The sequence below is a fragment of the Pseudomonas sp. AC463 genome, assembly GCF_979253585.1.
In genome coordinates this window covers 1-18,478 of record NZ_CEEDDZ010000005.1, presented here as the reverse complement: position 1 = coordinate 18,478, position 18,478 = coordinate 1, and the positions used below count along the sequence as shown (strand labels likewise).

The window sequence follows — 18,478 nt, the reverse complement described above, 5'->3', positions numbered from 1 at the left end:
AGCCCCCTCCCACATTTTTGACCGTGTTATTTCACGGCTGTCTGCAGCGGGTACACCGACTGCCAACCGCCGCCCAACGCTTTATACAACCCGACCATCGCCAGCGACACGCCGGTAGAACTCTCCACCCACTGCTCCTGCGTGGCCAGCAGCGCGCTTTGCACGGTGAGCACATTGACGAAATCCACCACGCCTTCGACGTATTGATGTTGCGCGGTGGTCAGGGCGATCTGGTTCTGGCGCACGGCTTCGGCGAGGCTGTCGCGGCGTAGTTGGCTGGCGTTGTAGCGGGTCAACTGGTCGTCGATTTCATGCCAGGCGCGCAGCACGGTTTGCTGGTACGCGAGGGCCGCTTCCTGTTGCTGGGCCTCGCGCAGGTTCAACATGCCTTGCAGGCGCCCGCCGTTGAACAGCGGCAGGCTGAACTGCGGGCCGAAGGCAAACGCGCGCGAGCCCCACGAGCCGAAATCCGACAACTGCATGGCCTGGGAACCAAGGCTGCCCGACAGGGTGATGCGCGGGTAAAAATCGCCCTTGGCCACGCCGATGCTGGCGGTGGCGGCGTGCAAACGCGCTTCTGCCTGGCGGATATCCGGGCGCCGCTCGGCGAGTTCCGACGGCAGGCCGATGGCGACCTGGCGCTGGGTCTGCGGCACGCCGGCGTCCTTGGACAGCTGCGCGTGCAGGGCTTGCGGAGGCTCGCCCATCAACAGGCTGAGGGCGTTGATCAACTGGTCCTGACGCTGCTGCAGATCCGGCAGGCGCGCCTCGATGGCGGCGACCTGGGCGGCGGCTTCGGCCACGTCCAGATCCGTCGCTACGCCGTCGGCCAGGCGCAGTTGCGAGAGCTTGAGGCTGTGGCGCGCGACGTCGAGATTCTGCTCGGTAACGGCACGGGTGTTTTGCACGCCGCGCAGCTGGATGTAGTCCTGGGCGGTTTCGGCGAGCACCGACAACAGCACGGCGCGGCGGTCGTTTTCGGCGACTTGCAGGGTGGCGTCGGCGGCTTCGGTTTCGCGTTTGACGCGGCCCCAGAAATCCAGCTCCCAGGAAGCGGAGAAACCCGCGTCCCACTGGTTGAACGCCGCGCGGCCGTTGTTGCCGGACGGGTCGCTCAAGCCTTTGCCGCTGTTGCGTTGGCGCGCGTAGTCGCCGCTGGCGTTGACGGTCGGGTAGCGCTCGGCGGTGGTCACCTGGCGCACGGCGCGGCTTTGCTCCAGGCGGCTGCTGGCCAGCTTGAGGTCGAGGTTATCGCTGAGCGCACGGCGTGTGAGGGCCGAGAGTTGCGCGTCGTGGAACACGTCCCACCAGCGCTCTTGCAGCGGGTCGCTGACCGCGCGGCTGGCAGCCTGACGCCCTTGGGGCTCGGCCCATTGCGTCACTTGCGGGCCCTGGGGCTTGTGGAAATCCGGGCCGACCGTGCAGGCGCTCAGGCTGATCAGGCTCAAGGTGAGCCAGGCGAACTGTTTCATTGCTGCGCCACCTCACGCTGCTGCGCGACCGGCTGGGTGTCGACGCTGGCTTCCACCGACATGCCCACCCGCAGGCGCTCGGTCAAAGGCTGGTTAGGCTCCAGCACGATTTTCACCGGAATGCGCTGCACCACCTTGGTGAAGTTACCGGTGGCGTTGTCGGGTTTGACCGAGGCAAACGTTACCCCGGTCGCCGGCGCCAGGCTTTCCAGATGGCCGTTGAGCAACTCGCCGTCGAGGCTGTCGACGCGCACTTGCACCGCTTGGCCGGCGTGCATGTGGGACAGTTGGGTTTCCTGGAAATTGGCTACCACATAGGCCTCGGCCAGCGGCACCACGGCGAGGATCTTGCTGCCCGGCGTCACATAGGCGCCGACCCGCACCGCGCGCTCGCCGACCATGCCATCCACCGGCGCGACGATGCGCGTGTAGGAGAGCTGAAAGCTGGCCAGTTCCAACGCCGCTTGGGCGCGTTTGAGCCCGCCTTCGGCCGCATCACGCTGGGCGGTGAGGATCTCGACCTGTTTGCGTTCAGCCGCCAGCACCGCCGTGGCATTGGCCAGGCGCGCGGTGGCCTGGTCGATGCGGGTCTTGGCTTGCTGGGCGTTTTGCACCGTGCCGGCGCCGACGCCGGCGAGGTGGTTGTAGCGGTTCAGTTCGTGCTCGGCAAAGGCCACTTCGGCGCGGTCTGCGGCCACGGTGGCCTGGGCCTGGGCGATCACCGAGCTTTGGCGCTCCAGCGTCGCAGTGGCGTTTTTCAGCTGGGCGCGGGCCACCAGGGTGTCGGCATCGGCGGCCTGGGCGGCGGCGCGAAAATCCCGGTCGTCGATCAGCGCCAGCAGTTGGCCGGCCTGGACGCGCTGGTTGTCTTCCACCAGCACTTCCTTGATAAACCCGGCCACGCGCGGCGCGACCAGGGTGAAGTCGGCGGCGACGAAAGCGTCGTTGGTGCTCTGGCGCTTGCTGCCCAGAATGCCCGGCGCGACCAGGTACACCAGCACGCCGACGGCAAACACGGCGATGACGGAGACGGCAATTTTGTCTTTGCGTTTCATGAGAAGTCCTTGAGGCTAGGTCGGTGCGCGAGGCGGAAAGATCCGCGTGGGCATCCAGAAAATCAGCAGGATCAACGCCACCGCGACACCGGCCATGACGTAATAGAGATCCGAAGAAGTGAGCACCACGGCCTGCTCGTGCAGGCGGTGCGCCAGGCCTGGCGCGTCGCCGTCGGCCAGGGGCGAATTACCCAGGCGGTCCACCAGCATGGTCGAGTGAAAATGCAGGCGCTGGGTGGTCAGCGCATCCAGCACGCCGGTGGCGACCACGGCGGCCAGGCCCTTGACCGTGTTGAACCAGGCCGAGGCGAACGGCCCGTCAGTCGGTTGGATGCTGCCGGTTGAGAGCATCAGCAAAGGCAACACGGCCATGGGTTGCCCGAAGATTTGCAGCAGATACCAGCCATAGAAATCATTGCGTATCCACGCCGAAGTCAGCTGCGAGCTGCCCACGCAGCACAGCACCAGCATGCCGAGGCCGACCCCCAACACCCAACGGCAATCGACCCAGCGCAGGTTGCACAGCGCCGCCACCAGCGGCAGCGCGATCAATTGCGGCAGGGCCATCAGCAGCATCACCGGCGCGGTTTGCAGCGGGCGATAACCCTGGACCTGGGCGAGGAAACTCGACGGGATGATGATCACCGAGGTCAGCACCATCAACACGCCCGCCAGCACGATCAGGGCAAACGACAGGTTGCGCAGGCCGAGCATCTGCAACTTGAAAAACGGCATCGGGTGCGACCATTCATTGAACATGAACAACACCAGCAACACGCCGCCGCCGCACAGCAGGAAAGTGATCAGGCCCGACTCGAACCAGTCCAGCCGGTTGCCTTGCAGAATGCCGATCACCAGCATGCAGATCGCCGGAAACCCCAGCAGCAGGCCGCGCCAGTTGAACTGCTTGAAGCGCTCCAGGCGCAGCGGGTCCTGCGGCAAGCCGTAGGCCACGGCCGCCATGGCCAGCAGGCACGGGCCGACGATCTGCCAGAACGCCCACTGCCAGCCGACGTATTCGGTCCACAGCGCCGCCAGCGGCGTGCCGAGGCTCGGCCCGAAAGTAGCAGTGAGCGCATAGCCGGCCAGGCCATACAGCTTGACGTTGGCCGGCAGGAAGCGCAGCGCCACGGTCATCAGCATCGGCGGCAACGCGCCGCCGGCAAAACCCTGCACGGTGCGCAGCAGCAACAGGCTTTCGTAGTTCGGCGCGAACGGGCACAGGATCCCCAGCAGCGTGAACAGGCCAATCGCGCACAGAGTGAAGCGGCGCAGGGAAAAGGTCACCGAGCACCAAGGCGCAAAGGCCATGGCCGACACGGAGGTGGCCGTGTAGGCAGCGACCAGCCAGGTGCCTTCGTCGAAACCGATGTACAGCGCGCCACGGATGTCGGCGAGGGCCACTTTGGTGACCATCTCGTTGAGACCGGACACCAGCACCGCCAGCAACACACCGACCAGGCCGATGATGATGCGCGGGCCGAATACCGGAGGGGTCATCGCGACGGGTTTGGCTGCGGCCTCGAGGGTGGGGGCAGCGAGGGAAGTCATGTACGGGTAGCTCGGGATTATAAATACCCGAGCAGTTTAATCAGACACATACATTACAAAAAGTTACTTATTGGCAGCTTATAAGTGCGCCGGACGCAAACCTAAATCCACTGCAGGTCAAATGTGGGAGGGGGCTTGCCCCTCCCACATTTCTACCCTTGCATGACTTGGGAATCAGGTCGGCTGGGCTGCCAGCCAGGTGGCGTGGCAGCTCTCGCGCATGGTTTCGCGCAGCCATTTGTGGGCCGGGTCCTTGTCGAAACGCGGGTGCCAGGATTGGGCCAACACCAGGGTGGGCAGCGAAATCGGCAGGGCGAAAGAGCGCAACGGCAGTTTCAGGCGGTTAGCACTCAGGAGCGCTTCCTTGGGTACCGGCAGGATCAGGTCGGAATCGGGCAACATGAACATCGCGCCGTGAAAGCCCGGGGCGATCATCGCCACGCGGCGTTCCAGGCCCTGGGCGTTCAACGCGGTATCGATCGGCCCGCGGGCGATGCCGCGCCGCGAGATGCTGATGTGGGAATAGCTGGCAAACCGCGCCGCCGTAATTTCTTCATCGAACAGCGGGTGGTCTTCCCGCGCCAGGCCGACGAAGGTGGTGGAGAACAGGTTCTGCACCTTCACCTCAGGGCTGGACGGCAGCGTATTGCTTACCCGCAGATCCAGCCGCCCTTCGCGCAGCGCGTCGTCGTCGGTATCGCCCTCGGGCACAAAACACAGCTCGCACAGCGGCGCCATGCGCTCCATGGTGTCGAACAGACGCCCGCCATAAACACCGATAAAAAAGTCGTTGGCGCGCACGCTGAAGCGGCGGCGCAAGGTGCTCAGGTCAACCTGGTCGGCCGAGCGAAACAGCAGCGCGGCCTGCTCCACCACGTTGCGCACCTGACCCTGCAACTGCAGGGCCTTGGGCGTCGGCACCAGGCCGCGGCCGGCGCGCACCAGGATCGGGTCGCCCACCGCCTCGCGAATACGCGTGAGGGTACGGCTCATGGCAGCCGGGCTGAGGTTCATCCGCCGCGCCGCGCCGACCACACTGCCCTCGTCGAGCAGCGCGTCGAGGGCGACCAGCAGGTTCATGTCCGGTAATTGCATGCCAAGCACTCGTGATCGATAAGGAGTGAACTGGGCGCAATCCTAGCAGGGTTAGGTGGTTTAGCGTTGCATGCCCCAACGTTTCACGGTGAGCCGCTCGAAGGTGTCAAACACCAGGTTCTCCACCAGCAAGCCGATCAGGATCACCACGGCCAAGCCGGCAAACACTTTGTCGGTGTACAGCTCGTTGCGGTTCTGGAAGATGTACCAGCCCAGCCCGCCCTTGCCGCTGGTGGCGCCGAACACCAGTTCGGCGGCGATCAGCGTGCGCCAGGCAAATGCCCAGCCGATTTTCAGGCCGGCGAGGATCGACGGCAGCGCCGCCGGGATCAGGATGAACAGCACAAAGCGCATGCCCTTGAGGCCATAGTTGCGACCGGCCATGCGCAGGGTTTCGGACACGCCAAGAAACCCCGAATAGGTATTGAGCGCCAGCGCCCACAGCACCGAATGCACCAGCACGAAAATCAGGCTGTTCTGCCCCAGGCCGAACCACAGCAACGCCAGCGGCAGCAAGGCAATCGCCGGCAACGGGTTGAACATCGAGGTCAGCGTACTCAGCAGGTCGCGGCCCAACTGGGTCGACACCGCCAGCGTGGTCAGCGCAAACGCCAGCACGATGCCGATCAGGTAACCTTTGATCAGCACCGCCAGCGAGATGCTGACTTTGCTCAACAACTCGCCACTGAGCAGGCCGTCGTACAGCGCGGCAGAGGTCTGCAAGAAGCTCGGCAGCAGCAGGTCATTGTTCTGATAACGCGCGACCGCTTCCCACAAGATCGCCAGCACGATCAGGATCAGGCCCTTGCGCAGCCAGCCTTGTTGCCACAGGCGTTGGCGCAGCGGCAGCTCGCGTTCCACGGGGACGCTGAGCAGTGGTTCGAGGGTGATTTCGTATTCCTGGCGCATGGGTTGTCCCTTCAGTAAGCGATGCGGATATCGGCAAAACCCAACTCACGTTCGGCTTCTTGCGCTTCATCGAACAGCAGGCGATGAATGCGCCGCGCCGACGCCTGGAAGTCCACACCGCCAAGGCTGTGCAGGTCGTATTGATGGCTGTGGATTTCCGCGCGCACGCGCCCCGGGTGCGGCGACAGCAACAGGATGCGATTGCCCACCACCAGCGCTTCTTCGATGGAATGGGTGACGAACAGCAGGGTGAAGCGCACCTCTTCCCAGAGCAGCAGCAGTTCTTCCTGCATCTTGCGGCGGGTCAGGGCGTCGAGGGCGGCGAAGGGCTCGTCCATCAACAGGATTTTCGGCTGCATGGCCAGCGCGCGGGCGATGGCCACGCGGGCTTTCATGCCGCCGGAGAGGGTGTGGGGGTATGCGTCGGCAAAGTTGCTCAGGCCGACTTTATCGAGGTAGTGCAGCGCACGTTCTTCAGCCTCGCGACGGCCTAAGGTCTTTGACGCCAGCAGCGGGAACATCACGTTCTGCTTGACGGTTTTCCACGGCGGCAACTGGTCGAATTCCTGGAACACCACGATGCGGTCCGGCCCCGGCTGCTCGACCTTCTGGCCCAGCAGGCGGATCTCGCCTTCGCAGGGTTTGATAAACCCGGCGATGGACTTGAGCAAGGTGGACTTGCCGCAACCCGAAGGCCCCAGCAAGACGTAGCGATCCGCCGGGTCGATCTCGAAACTGACCTGGTGGGTGGCCCGCACCACGCGCTCGGGGGTGCGGTATTCCAGACTGACTTTGTCCACCGCCAGCAATGGGGCGGTGGTGTGCAGGTTGCTGGCCGTGTGGCCTTGCAAGGGCGCGTTCATCTCAACTTCCTTGCAGGGGCTTGGCGTCCTGGAAGAAGTAGTCCTTCCACGATTCAGGCTTGTTTTTGATGGCGCCGACGCGGTAGAGAAATTCCGCCAGCGGGTAAGTGTTTTTCGGCGTGACGCTGAATTCGAACTGCGGGTTGTCGATGATTTTCAGCAACGCGGCGCGGTCGATCTTGGCCTTGGTCACGCGGATGTAGGTGTCGGCGGCGGCGCCTTTGTCGTTCTGGGCGAACTGCGCGGCTTCGGTCAGCGCCTCGACGAAGGCCTTGTAGGTTTTCGGGTTGTCGTTGCGGAATTTCTCGGTGGCGAACAGCACGGTCGGCGAGTTCGGGCCGAGCAGGTCGTAGGTGTTCAGCACCACGTGCACGTTAGGGTTGGCCAGGGCCTGGTCCTGGAACGGCGGGTTGGAGAAATGCCCGGTCAGCTCGGTACCGCCGGCGATCAATGCAGCGGTGGCGTCCGGGTGCGGAACGGCGACGGTGTACTTGTCGAGGCGATTGAATTCCTTGTCGCCCCATTGCTTGGCAGCGGCGTATTGCAGGAAGCGCGACTGCACCGACACACCCACCGCCGGCACGGCGATGCGGTCCTTGTCGGTGAAATCGGCGATGGTTTTAACCTTGGGGTTGTTGCTCACCAGGTAGTAGGGGAAGTTGCCCAGGGAGGCCACGGCCTTGACGTTCTGCTTGCCGTGGGTGCGGTCCCAGATGGTCAGGAGCGGGCCGACGCCGGCACCGGCAATGTCGATGGAGCCCGACAGCAGCGCGTCGTTGACCGCTGCGCCGCCGGACAGTTGAGTCCAGTCGACCTTGATGTCGATGCCTTCCTGCTTGCCGTATTTTTCGATCAGGTTCTGGTCGCGCACCACATTGAGCAACAGGTAGACGATGCCGAATTGTTCGGCGATGCGGATCTCACCTTCGGCCTGCGCGGCCGCCGGGGCCACGAGGCTGCCGGCCAACAGGCTGACACCCAGGCCGACGGTTGCCGCCAGCCGTGCAAATGGAATTTTCCTGGACATGGTCATGCTCCGAATCAGAAAGGCGCGTCGCCCTGGATGGTGGTGCGAAACAGCTTGCGGCGCAGGTAGCTCGGGCAACCGGCGGCCAGGTGGATCAGCGAGCGGTTGTCCCAGAACACCAGGTCGTGGGGCTGCCACTGGTGGCGATAGATGTTCTGCGGCAGCACACTGTGGGCGTAAAGTTGGGCCAGCAGGTCGCGGCTTTCGTCTTCGGGCAGGCCAACGATTCGAGTGGTGAAACCTTCGCTGACGAACAGCGCCTTGCGGCCGTTTTCCGGGTGGGTGCGCACGATGGGGTGCACCACTTCGGCGACCTGGGCGAGCTGCTCCGGCGTGAGCGTTGGGCGCCAGTTGCCCTCGAATTTGGTTTCGCTGTAACGCGCGGTGTAGGAATGCGCGGCGCTGCGGCCTTCTACCGCTTTGCGCAGGTGCTCGGGTAACTGGTCCCAGGCTTTGTGCATGTCGGCGAACAAGGTGTCGCCGCCTTCGGAAGGCAGTTCCTGGGCATGCAGCATCGAGCCCAGGCTCGGCAGTTCTTTATAGGACAGGTCCGAATGCCAGAATTTGCCCGCGTCGCCCAGGCCGATGGATTGGCCATTTTCGATGATGTTGGAGACGATCAGGATTTCCGGGTGGTTGGCCAGCAGGAACTGCTTGAGCACGTGGATCTGCAACACGCCGAAACGGCGGCTGAAGGCGATCTGTTGTTCGGGGGTGATGCGTTGATCGCGAAACACCACGACGTGGTGGTCCAGGTGCGCGCGGTGGATGCGCGCGAAATCCTCGTCGTTGATCGGGCGTGATAAGTCCAGGCCAATGATCTCGGCGCCAACGCTGCCGGGCAGTGGACGAATCTCAAACGCTTGGGCGGTAGGGGTCGCTGTTGGAACAGTAGAGGTGGCGGACATGAGGTCACTCCCGGTCAGACAGGAGAGTGACTTTATAGGTATAAGAACGGCACTTTAAATACCGTTAGTGAATATCGATATACGGGAATGTACCGGCGACGTAAGACGCCATAATGGCTGCTCGTGGGCGCCTGGAGCAGCATGTTGAAGCGCTTACAAGCCGAAACCGTGGGCGTTTGACAAGCTTATGGGCAGCCTCTAGTGTGCATTGGATCCAATTAGCCACCCTATCCCAATAAGGAGGATAGCGTAACCGTGACGCAGAAGCCGAACCCTTTGAACAGCATCAAGATCAGCGGCCCTATTGCGGCTCATCTCGCTCGTTCAGTGATTGAAGAAACCTTGCGCAATGCCATCCTGGATGGGCGTTTGCCTTGCGGCACTGCCATGCGTCAACAGGAGCTGGCCAGCCTTTTCGGTGTTAGCCGCATGCCGGTGCGTGAAGCCTTGCGCCAGCTCGAAGCCCAGTCGTTGCTGCATGTGGTAACGCACAAGGGCGCCGTGGTGGCACCGTTGATCGAGGATAACTCGGCCGAAACCTATGCGCTGCGGATGTTGCTGGAATCCGAAGCATTGCGCTTGTCGATCCCCTTGCTCACCGACGCCGATATCGCCGAGGCCGACGCCTTCATCTGTGCGCTGGAGAAAGAAAAAGACTACACCGAGATTGGCCGCCTCAATCGCCTGTTTCACATGGCGCTCTATGGCAAGGCTCCCAACCAGCGGCTGCTCAAGTTGGTGGAGCACGGGTTGAACGAAGAGGAACGCTTCCTGCGGTTCAACCTGGAGGCGATGGGGCTGGGCGAGACGTCCCAGGAAGACCACCGTGAATTGCTGAACCTGGTGGCACAGAAGAAAACCGATGAAAGCATCCTGACGCTGCGCAATCACTTGATGCGCGGGATGGAAGTGATCACGACCTACCTCAATGGCCTTGAGGCCGCCGGTAAGTAAGTCATACAACAGACACCTCGCTTCCCCCCGCCCTGCCCTCAAGTGCTGCGGGGCGTGCCTATCACGCAGTGCCCCGCGCCGAAGAAACTTCCCACATCTAATAGAACAACTTACTGACATCCAATATTATTTGGAAAAACATCTAACACTTTTATATGCTCGCCAAACTGTTTAACCAGCTTATTATCTTTCATCACTAAACCAGACACTTCACCCGCCGGCGCGACCCGCAAGTGTGCTGCCCTGCGCGCCTGGTTTGGTTCACATCGACTCAACTCTTTTTGCCGACCTTAAAAGCCCATCGCTGTTACAACAGCAGACGCAACAACTTATAGGCATCAACCATGCATCAACCGTTACTTGAAAAAACAAAATTGCAGTTATTCAACCATCCGTTATTTGCGGAAATAACTTCACTTCCAAAGTTACAACTTTTTATGGAAAGTCATGTATTCGCTGTATGGGATTTCATGACACTCACCAAGCGCCTGCAACAGGACCTGACCTGCACCCAATTGCCCTGGCTACCACCTGCCGACACGCAAGCCGCACGCCTGATCAACGAGATCGTGCTGGGCGAAGAATCCGACATGCATCCGCGCCTGGGCCATTGCAGCCACTTCGAGTTGTACCTGGAAGCCATGGCCGAAATCGGCGCCAGTACCTCGGCAATCAACCGCTTCGTCGCGCTGTTGCGTGACGGCCAGGCGGTGCCCACGGCCTTGCAGCAGGTCGGCCCGCCGCGCGGCGTGGCCCGCTTCGTCAGTGCCACTTTGCACATTGCACTGAACGCGCCCACGCACTGTGTAGCGGCGGCGTTTGTGCAGGGTCGCGAGTGCATCATCCCCGCGATGTTCGAGCGCATCCTGCAAGTCGATCAGGTCATCCAGGCACCGACCTTGTACGGCTATTTAAAGCGCCACATCGAATTGGACACCCAGGATCACGGCCCTGCAGCGCAGCAGTTGCTTGAACGCCTGGTCGGCGCCGATCCGGCTTTCTCGCAACAGGCCAACGAGGCCGCCCTCGCCGCCGTTGAAACCCGGATCACATTCTGGAACGAGGTGCAGGCCTCGCTGCAAGAGGTGCACCCATGAACAGCGCCGACTACTTGCCCATTGCCGACGACTGGGACCGCCGCGCAACCATCCGCACCCGCCCTCGTCGCCTGCTGGAAAACGACGACAAGCTGATCTACCCGCTGTGCCGTCAACCTTTGGTACTCAGTGCCACCTTTGTAGAACACTGCCGCCAGTGGCGCGAGTTCGTGCTGGTACAAAGCTTTTACAAATTCATCAACGACGTGGTGATTTTCGAGACCGAAATCGTCGACAGGACTGCACGCGGCATTGCCAAGAATCGCTTCGCCATGCCCTTCCCGCTTGCCTGCCGCGTGGATGCGATGACGGTGGTGGTGGACGAGGACTACCACGCACTGGTCGCGCTCGACTTCCTGCAACAAGCCGTGGCCATGACCGGTATACAACCGCTGGCCCTGCCGGAGCAGATCGAGTTGAGCCGCGCAGTGCCGGCGGCGCAGGCGCTGGTCCCTGCCCACCTGCACGATGCCGTGGAGCTGATTGGCGTGGCCATCGCCGAAAACACCGTAACCCACGATGTAGCGGCGTTTTCCAAGGACGGCAGTATCAAGGCCTCGGTGCGTGGCTTGATGGCCGATCACCTGTTTGACGAAGGGCGTCACGCGCAATTCTGGACGCGGTTGGTACGCCTGTATTGGCAAGCCGCCAGCCCGGATGACCGCGACAGCATTGCCAGGGTACTGCCGACGTTCCTGGCGCATTACCTGACCAACGACCTGCAGAAGAACTTCGACCTGCAGTTGGTCGAACACCTCGATGTCAGCCATAGCGTACGCAGCGCATTGCGCGATGAAGTCACGGCGCTGGCGTTTCCCATCACCCGCCAGCATCCGTTGATGGGCAACATCGCAGCCTTCCTGCAACACAGCGGCTTGTTGCAAACGCCGAGTGTGGCGCAGGCGCTCCACAACTATCTGCCTGCGTCCGGGAGGCCGACATGAGGTGCCTGACGATCGGATGGAGCGGTATCAGCAGCGCGCTTGGCGCCGTCAGGGACGAGCTGGAACAGTACGGGCATCGCTCAGGGGACGAGGCCATCGACCTGCTGATTGAAGATGGCAGCCAATCGCTGCCGACCTGCACGGGAGAGAATCCCTGGTTGAGTCTGCGCGTGGGGATTGGCCCGATAAGCCACTGCGGGCTGCCCGGCTTGCAACTGCGCGCCTATGACCGTGGCCGGCAGTTATTGGCCGTAATGGACATCGTCGATGAGCCCAGTGGCAACGGCCAGCGACTGCGCCGACAGGTTACGCAGACGCTGGTCGAATGGGTCGCGCTGCACGTCAGCGGCTTCTCGCGGGACCCTGGGTATTTCTCGGCTCGTACACAGCCCAATGACTGGCCCGAGCAAGGCTTGCAAGCGCTGGATGCGCTGGCGTTCCTGCATCGGTTCAATTGCACCGCAAACCCCGCATTGACGCAGCACGCCCGGATACCGGTGATCGAACGCCTGCAGGCCAGCCTCCACACCTTCGCTGCTCGGCCGGCATTGAACATCGCCGGTCGCCGGGTGAGCTACCTTCAACTACAGGCTCGCGCCCTGGCAATCCAACAACGATTGCGCCCGCTGCTGCAGGCTTATAAAGCCCCCCCGGTGGTGGGTGTGTACCTGGAAAAATCCATCGATTTATACGCCAGCATTCTTGCGGTACTGGGCTGTGGCGCGGTGTACCTGCCATTGGGATCGGAGCACCCACCTCATCGCCATCAGGTGATGCTCGAAAGCGCGGGGGCATGCGTACTGCTGGATGCCGGGCAGCATCCGGCACGAGGTGGGTTCATTGCACTGGATGTCAGCACTGTCGACGCGCTGGATACCGATACCACGTCCCCATTGATGCACCAACGCCCTGCCCCCGAAGCGCCTTGTATGACGCTCTATACCTCGGGCACCACCGGCCAGCCAAAAGGCGTGCTGCTCAGCCACGGCAACCTGGCGCACTTCACCACGTGGTATCGGTCGTGTATGGACCTGGATGAGCAAAGCCGGGTCCTGCAGTTTTCGCCATTGAGCTTCGACTCTTCACTGGTCGATATTTTCCCTGCCTTGATAGCCGGAGCAGAACTGATCGTCCCCAGCGAAGAACAGCGGCGCGACCCTCGGCAACTGCTGGACCTGCTCTGCCGGCAACGCGTCACACATGCCTTTTTACCCCCCGCCCTGCTCAGCATCCTGCCACTTGATCAACCCCTGGGTTTGACGCACCTGCTCACCGGTGGCGATGTCTGCGAACCCTGTGTGATCGAACAACTGGCGGGCCAGTGCCAGTTCCACAACCTCTACGGCCCCACGGAGGCCACGGTGCTGGTCACCCACCGAACGTGGCGCCCCGGCGACAGCAATCGCAACCTTGGCCAACCCATCGCGAACAGCCAGGTGCTGATCCTCGATGACACCCTGCAACCGGTGGATGAACAGGTGATGGGCGAGGTTTACATCGTGGGTCCAGGCGTAAGCCTGGGGTATGTAAACACGCCGCAACAGACGCCCAGCCCTTTTGTCGAACTGGTAGTGCCTGGCGGCCAGAACCTTCGGGCCTACCGCAGCGGTGACCTGGCCAAGTGGACGGCGCAGGGCATCGTGCTGGGCGGGCGGCGCGATGATCAGGTAAAAATCCGAGGGTTTCGGGTGGAGCCAGGGGAAATCGAGCAATGCTTGCGCGAAAGCCGGCTGTATCGTCAGGCGGCGGTGGTTATCGACCGCGACGGCGGCATCCGCGGCTTTGTCGCCCAGGCCGCACCGGGCGCCACACTGGCGGCCCTGCAGCAGCACGCCCGGCAACAGCTGCCGGATTACATGCGCCCGGGCTTCTGGAACGAATTGCCCTGCATGCCCTACTCCGGCAATGGCAAGGTCGACCGCGAGGCACTGCTGGCGATACCGTCGCCGCCGGCATTGCAGCCCGCCCGCAACACGGCACACACAGCGCTTGAAGTACGTCTGATGCAGCTGTGGAGCGAGCTGTTGGCGCTGCCGCTGGATGCGCTGTGCATTGATGCCGGTTTCTTCGAACTGGGCGGCCATTCGATTTTGCTGTCGGCCCTGTTACTGCGTGTGCGCGAGCAATTCGGCCGCAGTTTCGCATTGAGCCATTTTATTGAGGCGCCCACGATCAGGGCGCTCGCAACACTTCTTGAGCACGGCGAACGGCCCAACGCACGTTACACCCAGGCCATTCGGGATGCTCAACCGGACTGGACAATCGCGACACTGCCCGAAGGCCGCGCCGGCGACCCACAGCGGGTGATCGTGACGGGGGCCAATAGCTTCGTCGGTGTGCACATCGTCGAAGCATTACTGGCCGCGGGTGCAACTGAGGTGGCGTGCCTGGTGCGTGAGGCGCCGGGGTACACGGCGATGGCGCGGTTTAACCAGGCACTCAGTGAGTATCGCCTGCAACACCTGGACATGCGCCGGGTACGGGTTGTCGCTGCCGATATCAGCCGGCCGCGATTGGGCTTGGCCAACGACGTGTATGACACCCTGGCCGAAGGCTATGGCGTACTGGTGCACAACGCGGCGCGGGTCAACCACGTAATGGAGTACGCCACACTGGCCAGGGACAACGTCGATCCCATACTCGAGTGCCTGCGTTTGTGTGAGAGCCGGCGCAAAAAAGTCTTCAATTTTGTCTCGACGCTGTCGGCCGCAAGCAGCATCGACTCGTTGGGCTATGTGCTTGAGGCGCCTGCTGCAGCCACGTTGCCGCTGTACATCAAGAATGGTTACAACCTCTCCAAATGGGTTGCCGAGCAACAGTTGACCCATGCAGTGAAACAAGGCGCCTGGGTGAATATCCATCGTCCCGGCAACATCAGCTTCAACCGCCGCAACGGTGTCTGCCAGCCGAAGAAAAACCGCCTGATGCTGATGCTCAAGGGCTCGTTGCAATTGGGCCTGCTACCTCGCCTGGAGTTGAACTTCGACCTGATGCCGGTGGACTTCCTGGCGGGTTTCATTGCGTTCCACTGCGCCAGCTTTCGAGCCGAGAGCAGCGTGTTCAACCTGCATAACCCACAACCTCTGAGCTGGGATAACTACCTGGATGCCTTCAGCCAGGCCGGCCACAGGTTCGAGCGGGTGAGCCTGGCGCAGTGGCAACAGGCGCTGCGCACAGTGGGCGAGGACAACGCCCTGTTTGGCGTACTCGGCTTCTATCTCGATCACCTGGATGAAGACATCGGCGATACCTCGAAAATCCGCCATGACAACGCGCGACGGGGTGTTCAGCAGATGGGGGAGGAGTACCCCAGAAAAGACCCAGCGTTGTTGAGCAAAGGCTGTAGCTACCTCAAGACCATCGGCTTCCTTTGAAACGCCTCAGGACAATTTCATGAAACCACTGCAACCCGATACGTTAATCCGCAACCCTAACGGCGTGCCGATAATGGCCTCTGTTGAGGTCAGCTGCCCTGCTGCCCGCCTGTGGAGCATGGTAGGAAAGTTCTCGGGCTTCGATGCGTTCATTCCTACCCTCAAGCGTATCGAAATGACCGGTAGCGGCGTGGGCGCCCTGCGCACGAAATTTTTCCACGATGGCAACTGTGTCGTGGAGCAACTCAATAGCTACGACGAACAGGCCATGCACATGACCTGGACCACAATCTACAACACGCTCGGCGTGGCGAGATTGTGGGCAGCCATCCACGTGCAGGCACTGGGAGCACAGCGATCCAGGGTGACCTGGACCATCATTGCCGAGCCCGTAGACGCGGCACAGGCAGGGTTTGAACAGTTTGTGCAGAATTTTGCCGACAGCGCCCTGGAGAATGTGCGCCAGCTGCTTGGCCAAGCGGCAGGAGCGAAGCGCCTCGCTCCTGCCTGATCAGTCAGCGGGTCAGATCTTGAAGCTGTCGACCAGCTGCTTCAACCGATTGGCCTGCTGCGACAGTGCATCGCAGTCTTTCAGGGTTTCGTTGAGGTTGGTCACGCCCTGCTGGTTCAGCAGGTTGATCTGGTTGATATCCACGTTGAGGGTTTCCACCACGGCTGTCTGCTCCTCAGTGGCGGCGGCGACCGACTGGTTCATGCCATCGATCTCGACGATCCGCTGCGTCACGCTGACCAAGCGCTCACCGGCCTGGTTGGCGACCTCTACGCTTTCCTCGCTGGAGGCTTGGCTGGCATTCATAGTCGTCACTGCCTCACGCGAGCCCACTTGCAGCGAAGTAATCATTTTGTGGATTTCTTCAGCAGACTCCTGGGTGCGGTGAGCGAGGTTGCGCACCTCATCGGCGACCACCGCAAAACCACGCCCGGCCTCCCCTGCACGCGCCGCCTCAATCGCCGCGTTGAGCGCGAGCAAGTTGGTTTGCTGGGAGATACCTTTGATCACATCCAGGATATGGCCAATGTTATCCGTGCTGGCATTCAAGGTTTCGATCTGGGTGCAGGACAGGCTGATTTTTTGCGACAGTTCCGACATCGCCAGGATCGTTTGCTCCACGACCTTGCGCCCATCATCGGCCTGCTCGCTGGCACCACTGGCGTGTTGCGATGCATCGGCAGCGTTACGTGCGATTTCCTGGGTGGCGGCTCCCAGCTCGTTGATCGCTGCAGCCACGCTATTGGTGCGTGCACTTTGCTCGTCGGAGCCGATGATCGAGGCGTTCGAAGAAGCCATCACGCGCTGGGACAGATCATGTACCTGGCGCGTAGCCGACGACACTTCGGAAATCGACGCGTGAATACGTTCCACGAACTGATTGAACGCACTGCCGACTTCGCCGAACTCGTCCTTGCTGGTGACAGCCAGGCGCCGGGTCAAGTCGCCTTCGCCCTGAGCGATATCCTGCATGGCAACACCCATGGTCGTCAGGGGCCGGAGCAACACTTGGATCAGCAAGCTCAACAGCACGGCAATCACGACCACGGCGATCAACATGGCAATCAATGCCGAAGTACGGAATTTGCCCAGCGGTGCGTAGGCTTTGTCTTTGTCGATCGACAGGCCGATATACCAGTCTGCACCTGGCAAGCCGCTGATCGGGGTGAATGACAGGATGCGATCCTGGCCATTGAGGACGACGTCCTGGTTAACCCTCTCGATACGGACATTGGTACCCGGGTAGATATCCTTGAGGTTCTTCATCACCTGGTCCTGGTCCGGGCTGACGATGACCTGTCCGTCGCCGCTGACCAGGAACGCATGGCCGATACCACCGAAATCCACCGAATTGATGATCTTCACCAAGGTCTGCAGGCTCAGGTCTCCACCGACCACACCGAGCAATTCGCCGTTCTTTTTTACCGGCATGGCGATGGTCACGATCTGGCCACCCACTGCAGCCATATAGGGCGGCGTAAGCATGGGCTTGTCAGCTGTCACTGCCTGCTTGTACCAAGGGCGCTGGCGTGGGTCGTAGCCGTCGGGCATTTTCGCGTCCGGACGCTGGGTAAATACGCCGTTGGTTTGCCCAACATAGGTGAACTGGAAGTTCGAGGTGAACGCTGGCTGGTCAACCAACCCTGGGAGGTCGGCAGCACTGCCTTGGTGGGCAACATTTTGCGTGAGGCTTTCGAGCACCAGTATTCGGCCACTGAGCCAGTTCTGCACACTGCTGGCGGTGAGTTCACCGGATTGTTGGATAGACGACTCCAGATTCTGCTTGATCGTGCTGCGCTGCAGATAGTCGTTGTAGAGGGTGAATAACGCGAAGGCTAGAACCACGACGCCTGACGCGGCCAGCAGAATTTTATGACTGAACTTGAGATTCATTTCATCGACTTCTTTTGCCAAAGGGGGGTGAGCGTGCCGAGTGGAACATTCCATGTAACGGTATAGGCAGCATCTCCGGCCGCTCTATTTCGGTGCACGCATGGCTCATCAGGCTTTCGGCCGAGCCGAGGCAAAACTTAGGAAAGTTGTGGGATGGATCCTCATTTTACGTAGGAAACCGATAAGTGGTTGTCGTACAAGAACCTGAGCTGTCGGGCTATCCAGCTGAACGCTGCGCCTGCGTAATAACAGCCCTAAACGACAAAACCCCTGTCTGCGTTAGCAGACAGGGGTTTCGGAATTCAATCTTGACGATGACCTACTCTCACATGGGGAAACCCCACACTACCATCGGCGATGCATCGTTTCACTGCTGAGTTCGGGATGGGATCAGGTGGTTCCAATGCTCTATGGTCGTCAAGAAATTCTGTGTATCGGACCGCTGCGTCAGGCAACGTGCCGATGAAATTCATGGACTTCTACATAAACAAAACCCCTGTTTGCGTTAGCAAACAGGGGTTCTGGAATTTAATCTTGACGATGACCTACTCTCACATGGGGAAACCCCACACTACCATCGGCGATGCATCGTTTCACTACTGAGTTCGGGATGGGATCAGGTGGTTCCAATGCTCTATGGTCGTCAAGAAATTCGGGTACTGAGTCGTGACCAGTTGGCCTCGCTTCAGCAAATTGGGTATGTGATAGCCAGGTGTTTTGTGAGATATCGAACTTTCGGTTCGTATCGTCTTCACACACCGCAATCTGGTCTCTTTCGTCTTTTCAACGAGGAGCATCAAATTGCTTGGGTGTTATATGGTCAAG

14 protein-coding genes and 2 rRNA genes are annotated in these 18,478 nt (G+C 61.2%); 5 read left to right on the top strand and 11 right to left on the bottom strand.

Annotated features, from left to right (window positions below; all coding sequences use genetic code 11):
• Positions 1–26: 26 nt before the first annotated feature.
• From AC0IYH_RS07410 to AC0IYH_RS07375, 8 genes are all read right to left on the bottom strand, one after another.
• A complete protein-coding gene (locus AC0IYH_RS07410; RefSeq protein WP_116627661.1) occupies positions 27–1,472 on the bottom strand; it encodes an efflux transporter outer membrane subunit in 1,446 nt (481 codons plus the stop codon).
• Positions 1,469–2,527: an HlyD family secretion protein gene (locus AC0IYH_RS07405; RefSeq protein WP_471833636.1), complete on the bottom strand. Its 1,059-nt coding sequence runs from the start codon at positions 2,525–2,527 to the stop codon at positions 1,469–1,471. The genes AC0IYH_RS07410 and AC0IYH_RS07405 overlap by 4 nt, the downstream gene beginning before the upstream one ends.
• Before the next feature lie 15 nt (positions 2,528–2,542).
• Positions 2,543–4,078, bottom strand: a complete 1,536-nt coding sequence (locus AC0IYH_RS07400; RefSeq protein WP_471833634.1) for an MFS transporter — start codon at positions 4,076–4,078, stop codon at positions 2,543–2,545.
• A gap of 174 nt (positions 4,079–4,252) precedes the next feature.
• Positions 4,253–5,173 carry a LysR family transcriptional regulator gene (locus AC0IYH_RS07395; protein ID WP_471833632.1) on the bottom strand — a complete coding sequence of 307 codons (921 nt, stop codon included), beginning with the start codon at positions 5,171–5,173 and terminating at the stop codon, positions 4,253–4,255.
• Between the two features lie 60 nt (positions 5,174–5,233).
• Complete coding sequence (locus AC0IYH_RS07390) at positions 5,234–6,082, bottom strand: ABC transporter permease (protein WP_116627666.1); 849 nt, start codon at positions 6,080–6,082, stop codon at positions 5,234–5,236.
• 11 nt (positions 6,083–6,093) lie between these two features.
• Positions 6,094–6,945, bottom strand: a complete 852-nt coding sequence (locus AC0IYH_RS07385; RefSeq protein ID WP_116627667.1) for an ABC transporter ATP-binding protein — start codon at positions 6,943–6,945, stop codon at positions 6,094–6,096.
• A gap of 1 nt (position 6,946) precedes the next feature.
• A complete protein-coding gene (locus AC0IYH_RS07380; protein WP_116627668.1) occupies positions 6,947–7,972 on the bottom strand; it encodes an ABC transporter substrate-binding protein in 1,026 nt (341 codons plus the stop codon).
• A 14-nt stretch (positions 7,973–7,986) separates the two neighbouring features.
• Positions 7,987–8,880 (bottom strand): TauD/TfdA dioxygenase family protein, encoded by an 894-nt coding sequence (locus tag AC0IYH_RS07375; protein ID WP_116627669.1) that lies wholly within the window; start codon positions 8,878–8,880, stop codon positions 7,987–7,989.
• Positions 8,881–9,135: 255 nt separating this feature from the next.
• Between AC0IYH_RS07375 and AC0IYH_RS07370 the strand changes: the two genes are divergently transcribed.
• From AC0IYH_RS07370 to AC0IYH_RS07350, 5 genes are all read left to right on the top strand, one after another.
• Positions 9,136–9,834, top strand: coding sequence for a GntR family transcriptional regulator (locus AC0IYH_RS07370; protein ID WP_116627670.1), 699 nt, complete (start codon positions 9,136–9,138; stop codon positions 9,832–9,834).
• Positions 9,835–10,178: 344 nt separating this feature from the next.
• The gene (locus AC0IYH_RS07365) at positions 10,179–10,931 is read left to right on the top strand and encodes a DUF3050 domain-containing protein (protein ID WP_116627671.1); all 753 of its coding nucleotides are present in this window, start codon (positions 10,179–10,181) and stop codon (positions 10,929–10,931) included.
• Positions 10,928–11,875, top strand: a complete 948-nt coding sequence (locus AC0IYH_RS07360; protein WP_116627672.1) for a diiron oxygenase — start codon at positions 10,928–10,930, stop codon at positions 11,873–11,875. The genes AC0IYH_RS07365 and AC0IYH_RS07360 overlap by 4 nt, the downstream gene beginning before the upstream one ends.
• On the top strand, positions 11,872–15,249 hold the full coding sequence (locus tag AC0IYH_RS07355) for an amino acid adenylation domain-containing protein (protein ID WP_471833628.1): 3,378 nt from the start codon (positions 11,872–11,874) through the stop codon (positions 15,247–15,249). Before AC0IYH_RS07360 ends, AC0IYH_RS07355 begins: the two co-directional genes overlap by 4 nt.
• 19 nt (positions 15,250–15,268) lie before the next feature.
• Positions 15,269–15,760, top strand: a complete 492-nt coding sequence (locus AC0IYH_RS07350) for an SRPBCC family protein (RefSeq protein ID WP_471833626.1) — start codon at positions 15,269–15,271, stop codon at positions 15,758–15,760.
• Between the two features lie 12 nt (positions 15,761–15,772).
• Here AC0IYH_RS07350 and AC0IYH_RS07345 read toward each other — a convergent pair whose 3' ends face one another.
• The 3 genes from AC0IYH_RS07345 to rrf (AC0IYH_RS07335) form a co-directional block, all read right to left on the bottom strand.
• On the bottom strand, positions 15,773–17,653 hold the full coding sequence (locus AC0IYH_RS07345) for a methyl-accepting chemotaxis protein (protein ID WP_471833624.1): 1,881 nt from the start codon (positions 17,651–17,653) through the stop codon (positions 15,773–15,775).
• Between the two features lie 306 nt (positions 17,654–17,959).
• Positions 17,960–18,075 (bottom strand): 5S ribosomal RNA (gene rrf, locus AC0IYH_RS07340).
• Positions 18,076–18,185: 110 nt separating this feature from the next.
• Positions 18,186–18,301, bottom strand: a 5S ribosomal RNA gene (gene rrf / locus AC0IYH_RS07335).
• Between the last annotated feature and the right edge of the window lie 177 nt (positions 18,302–18,478).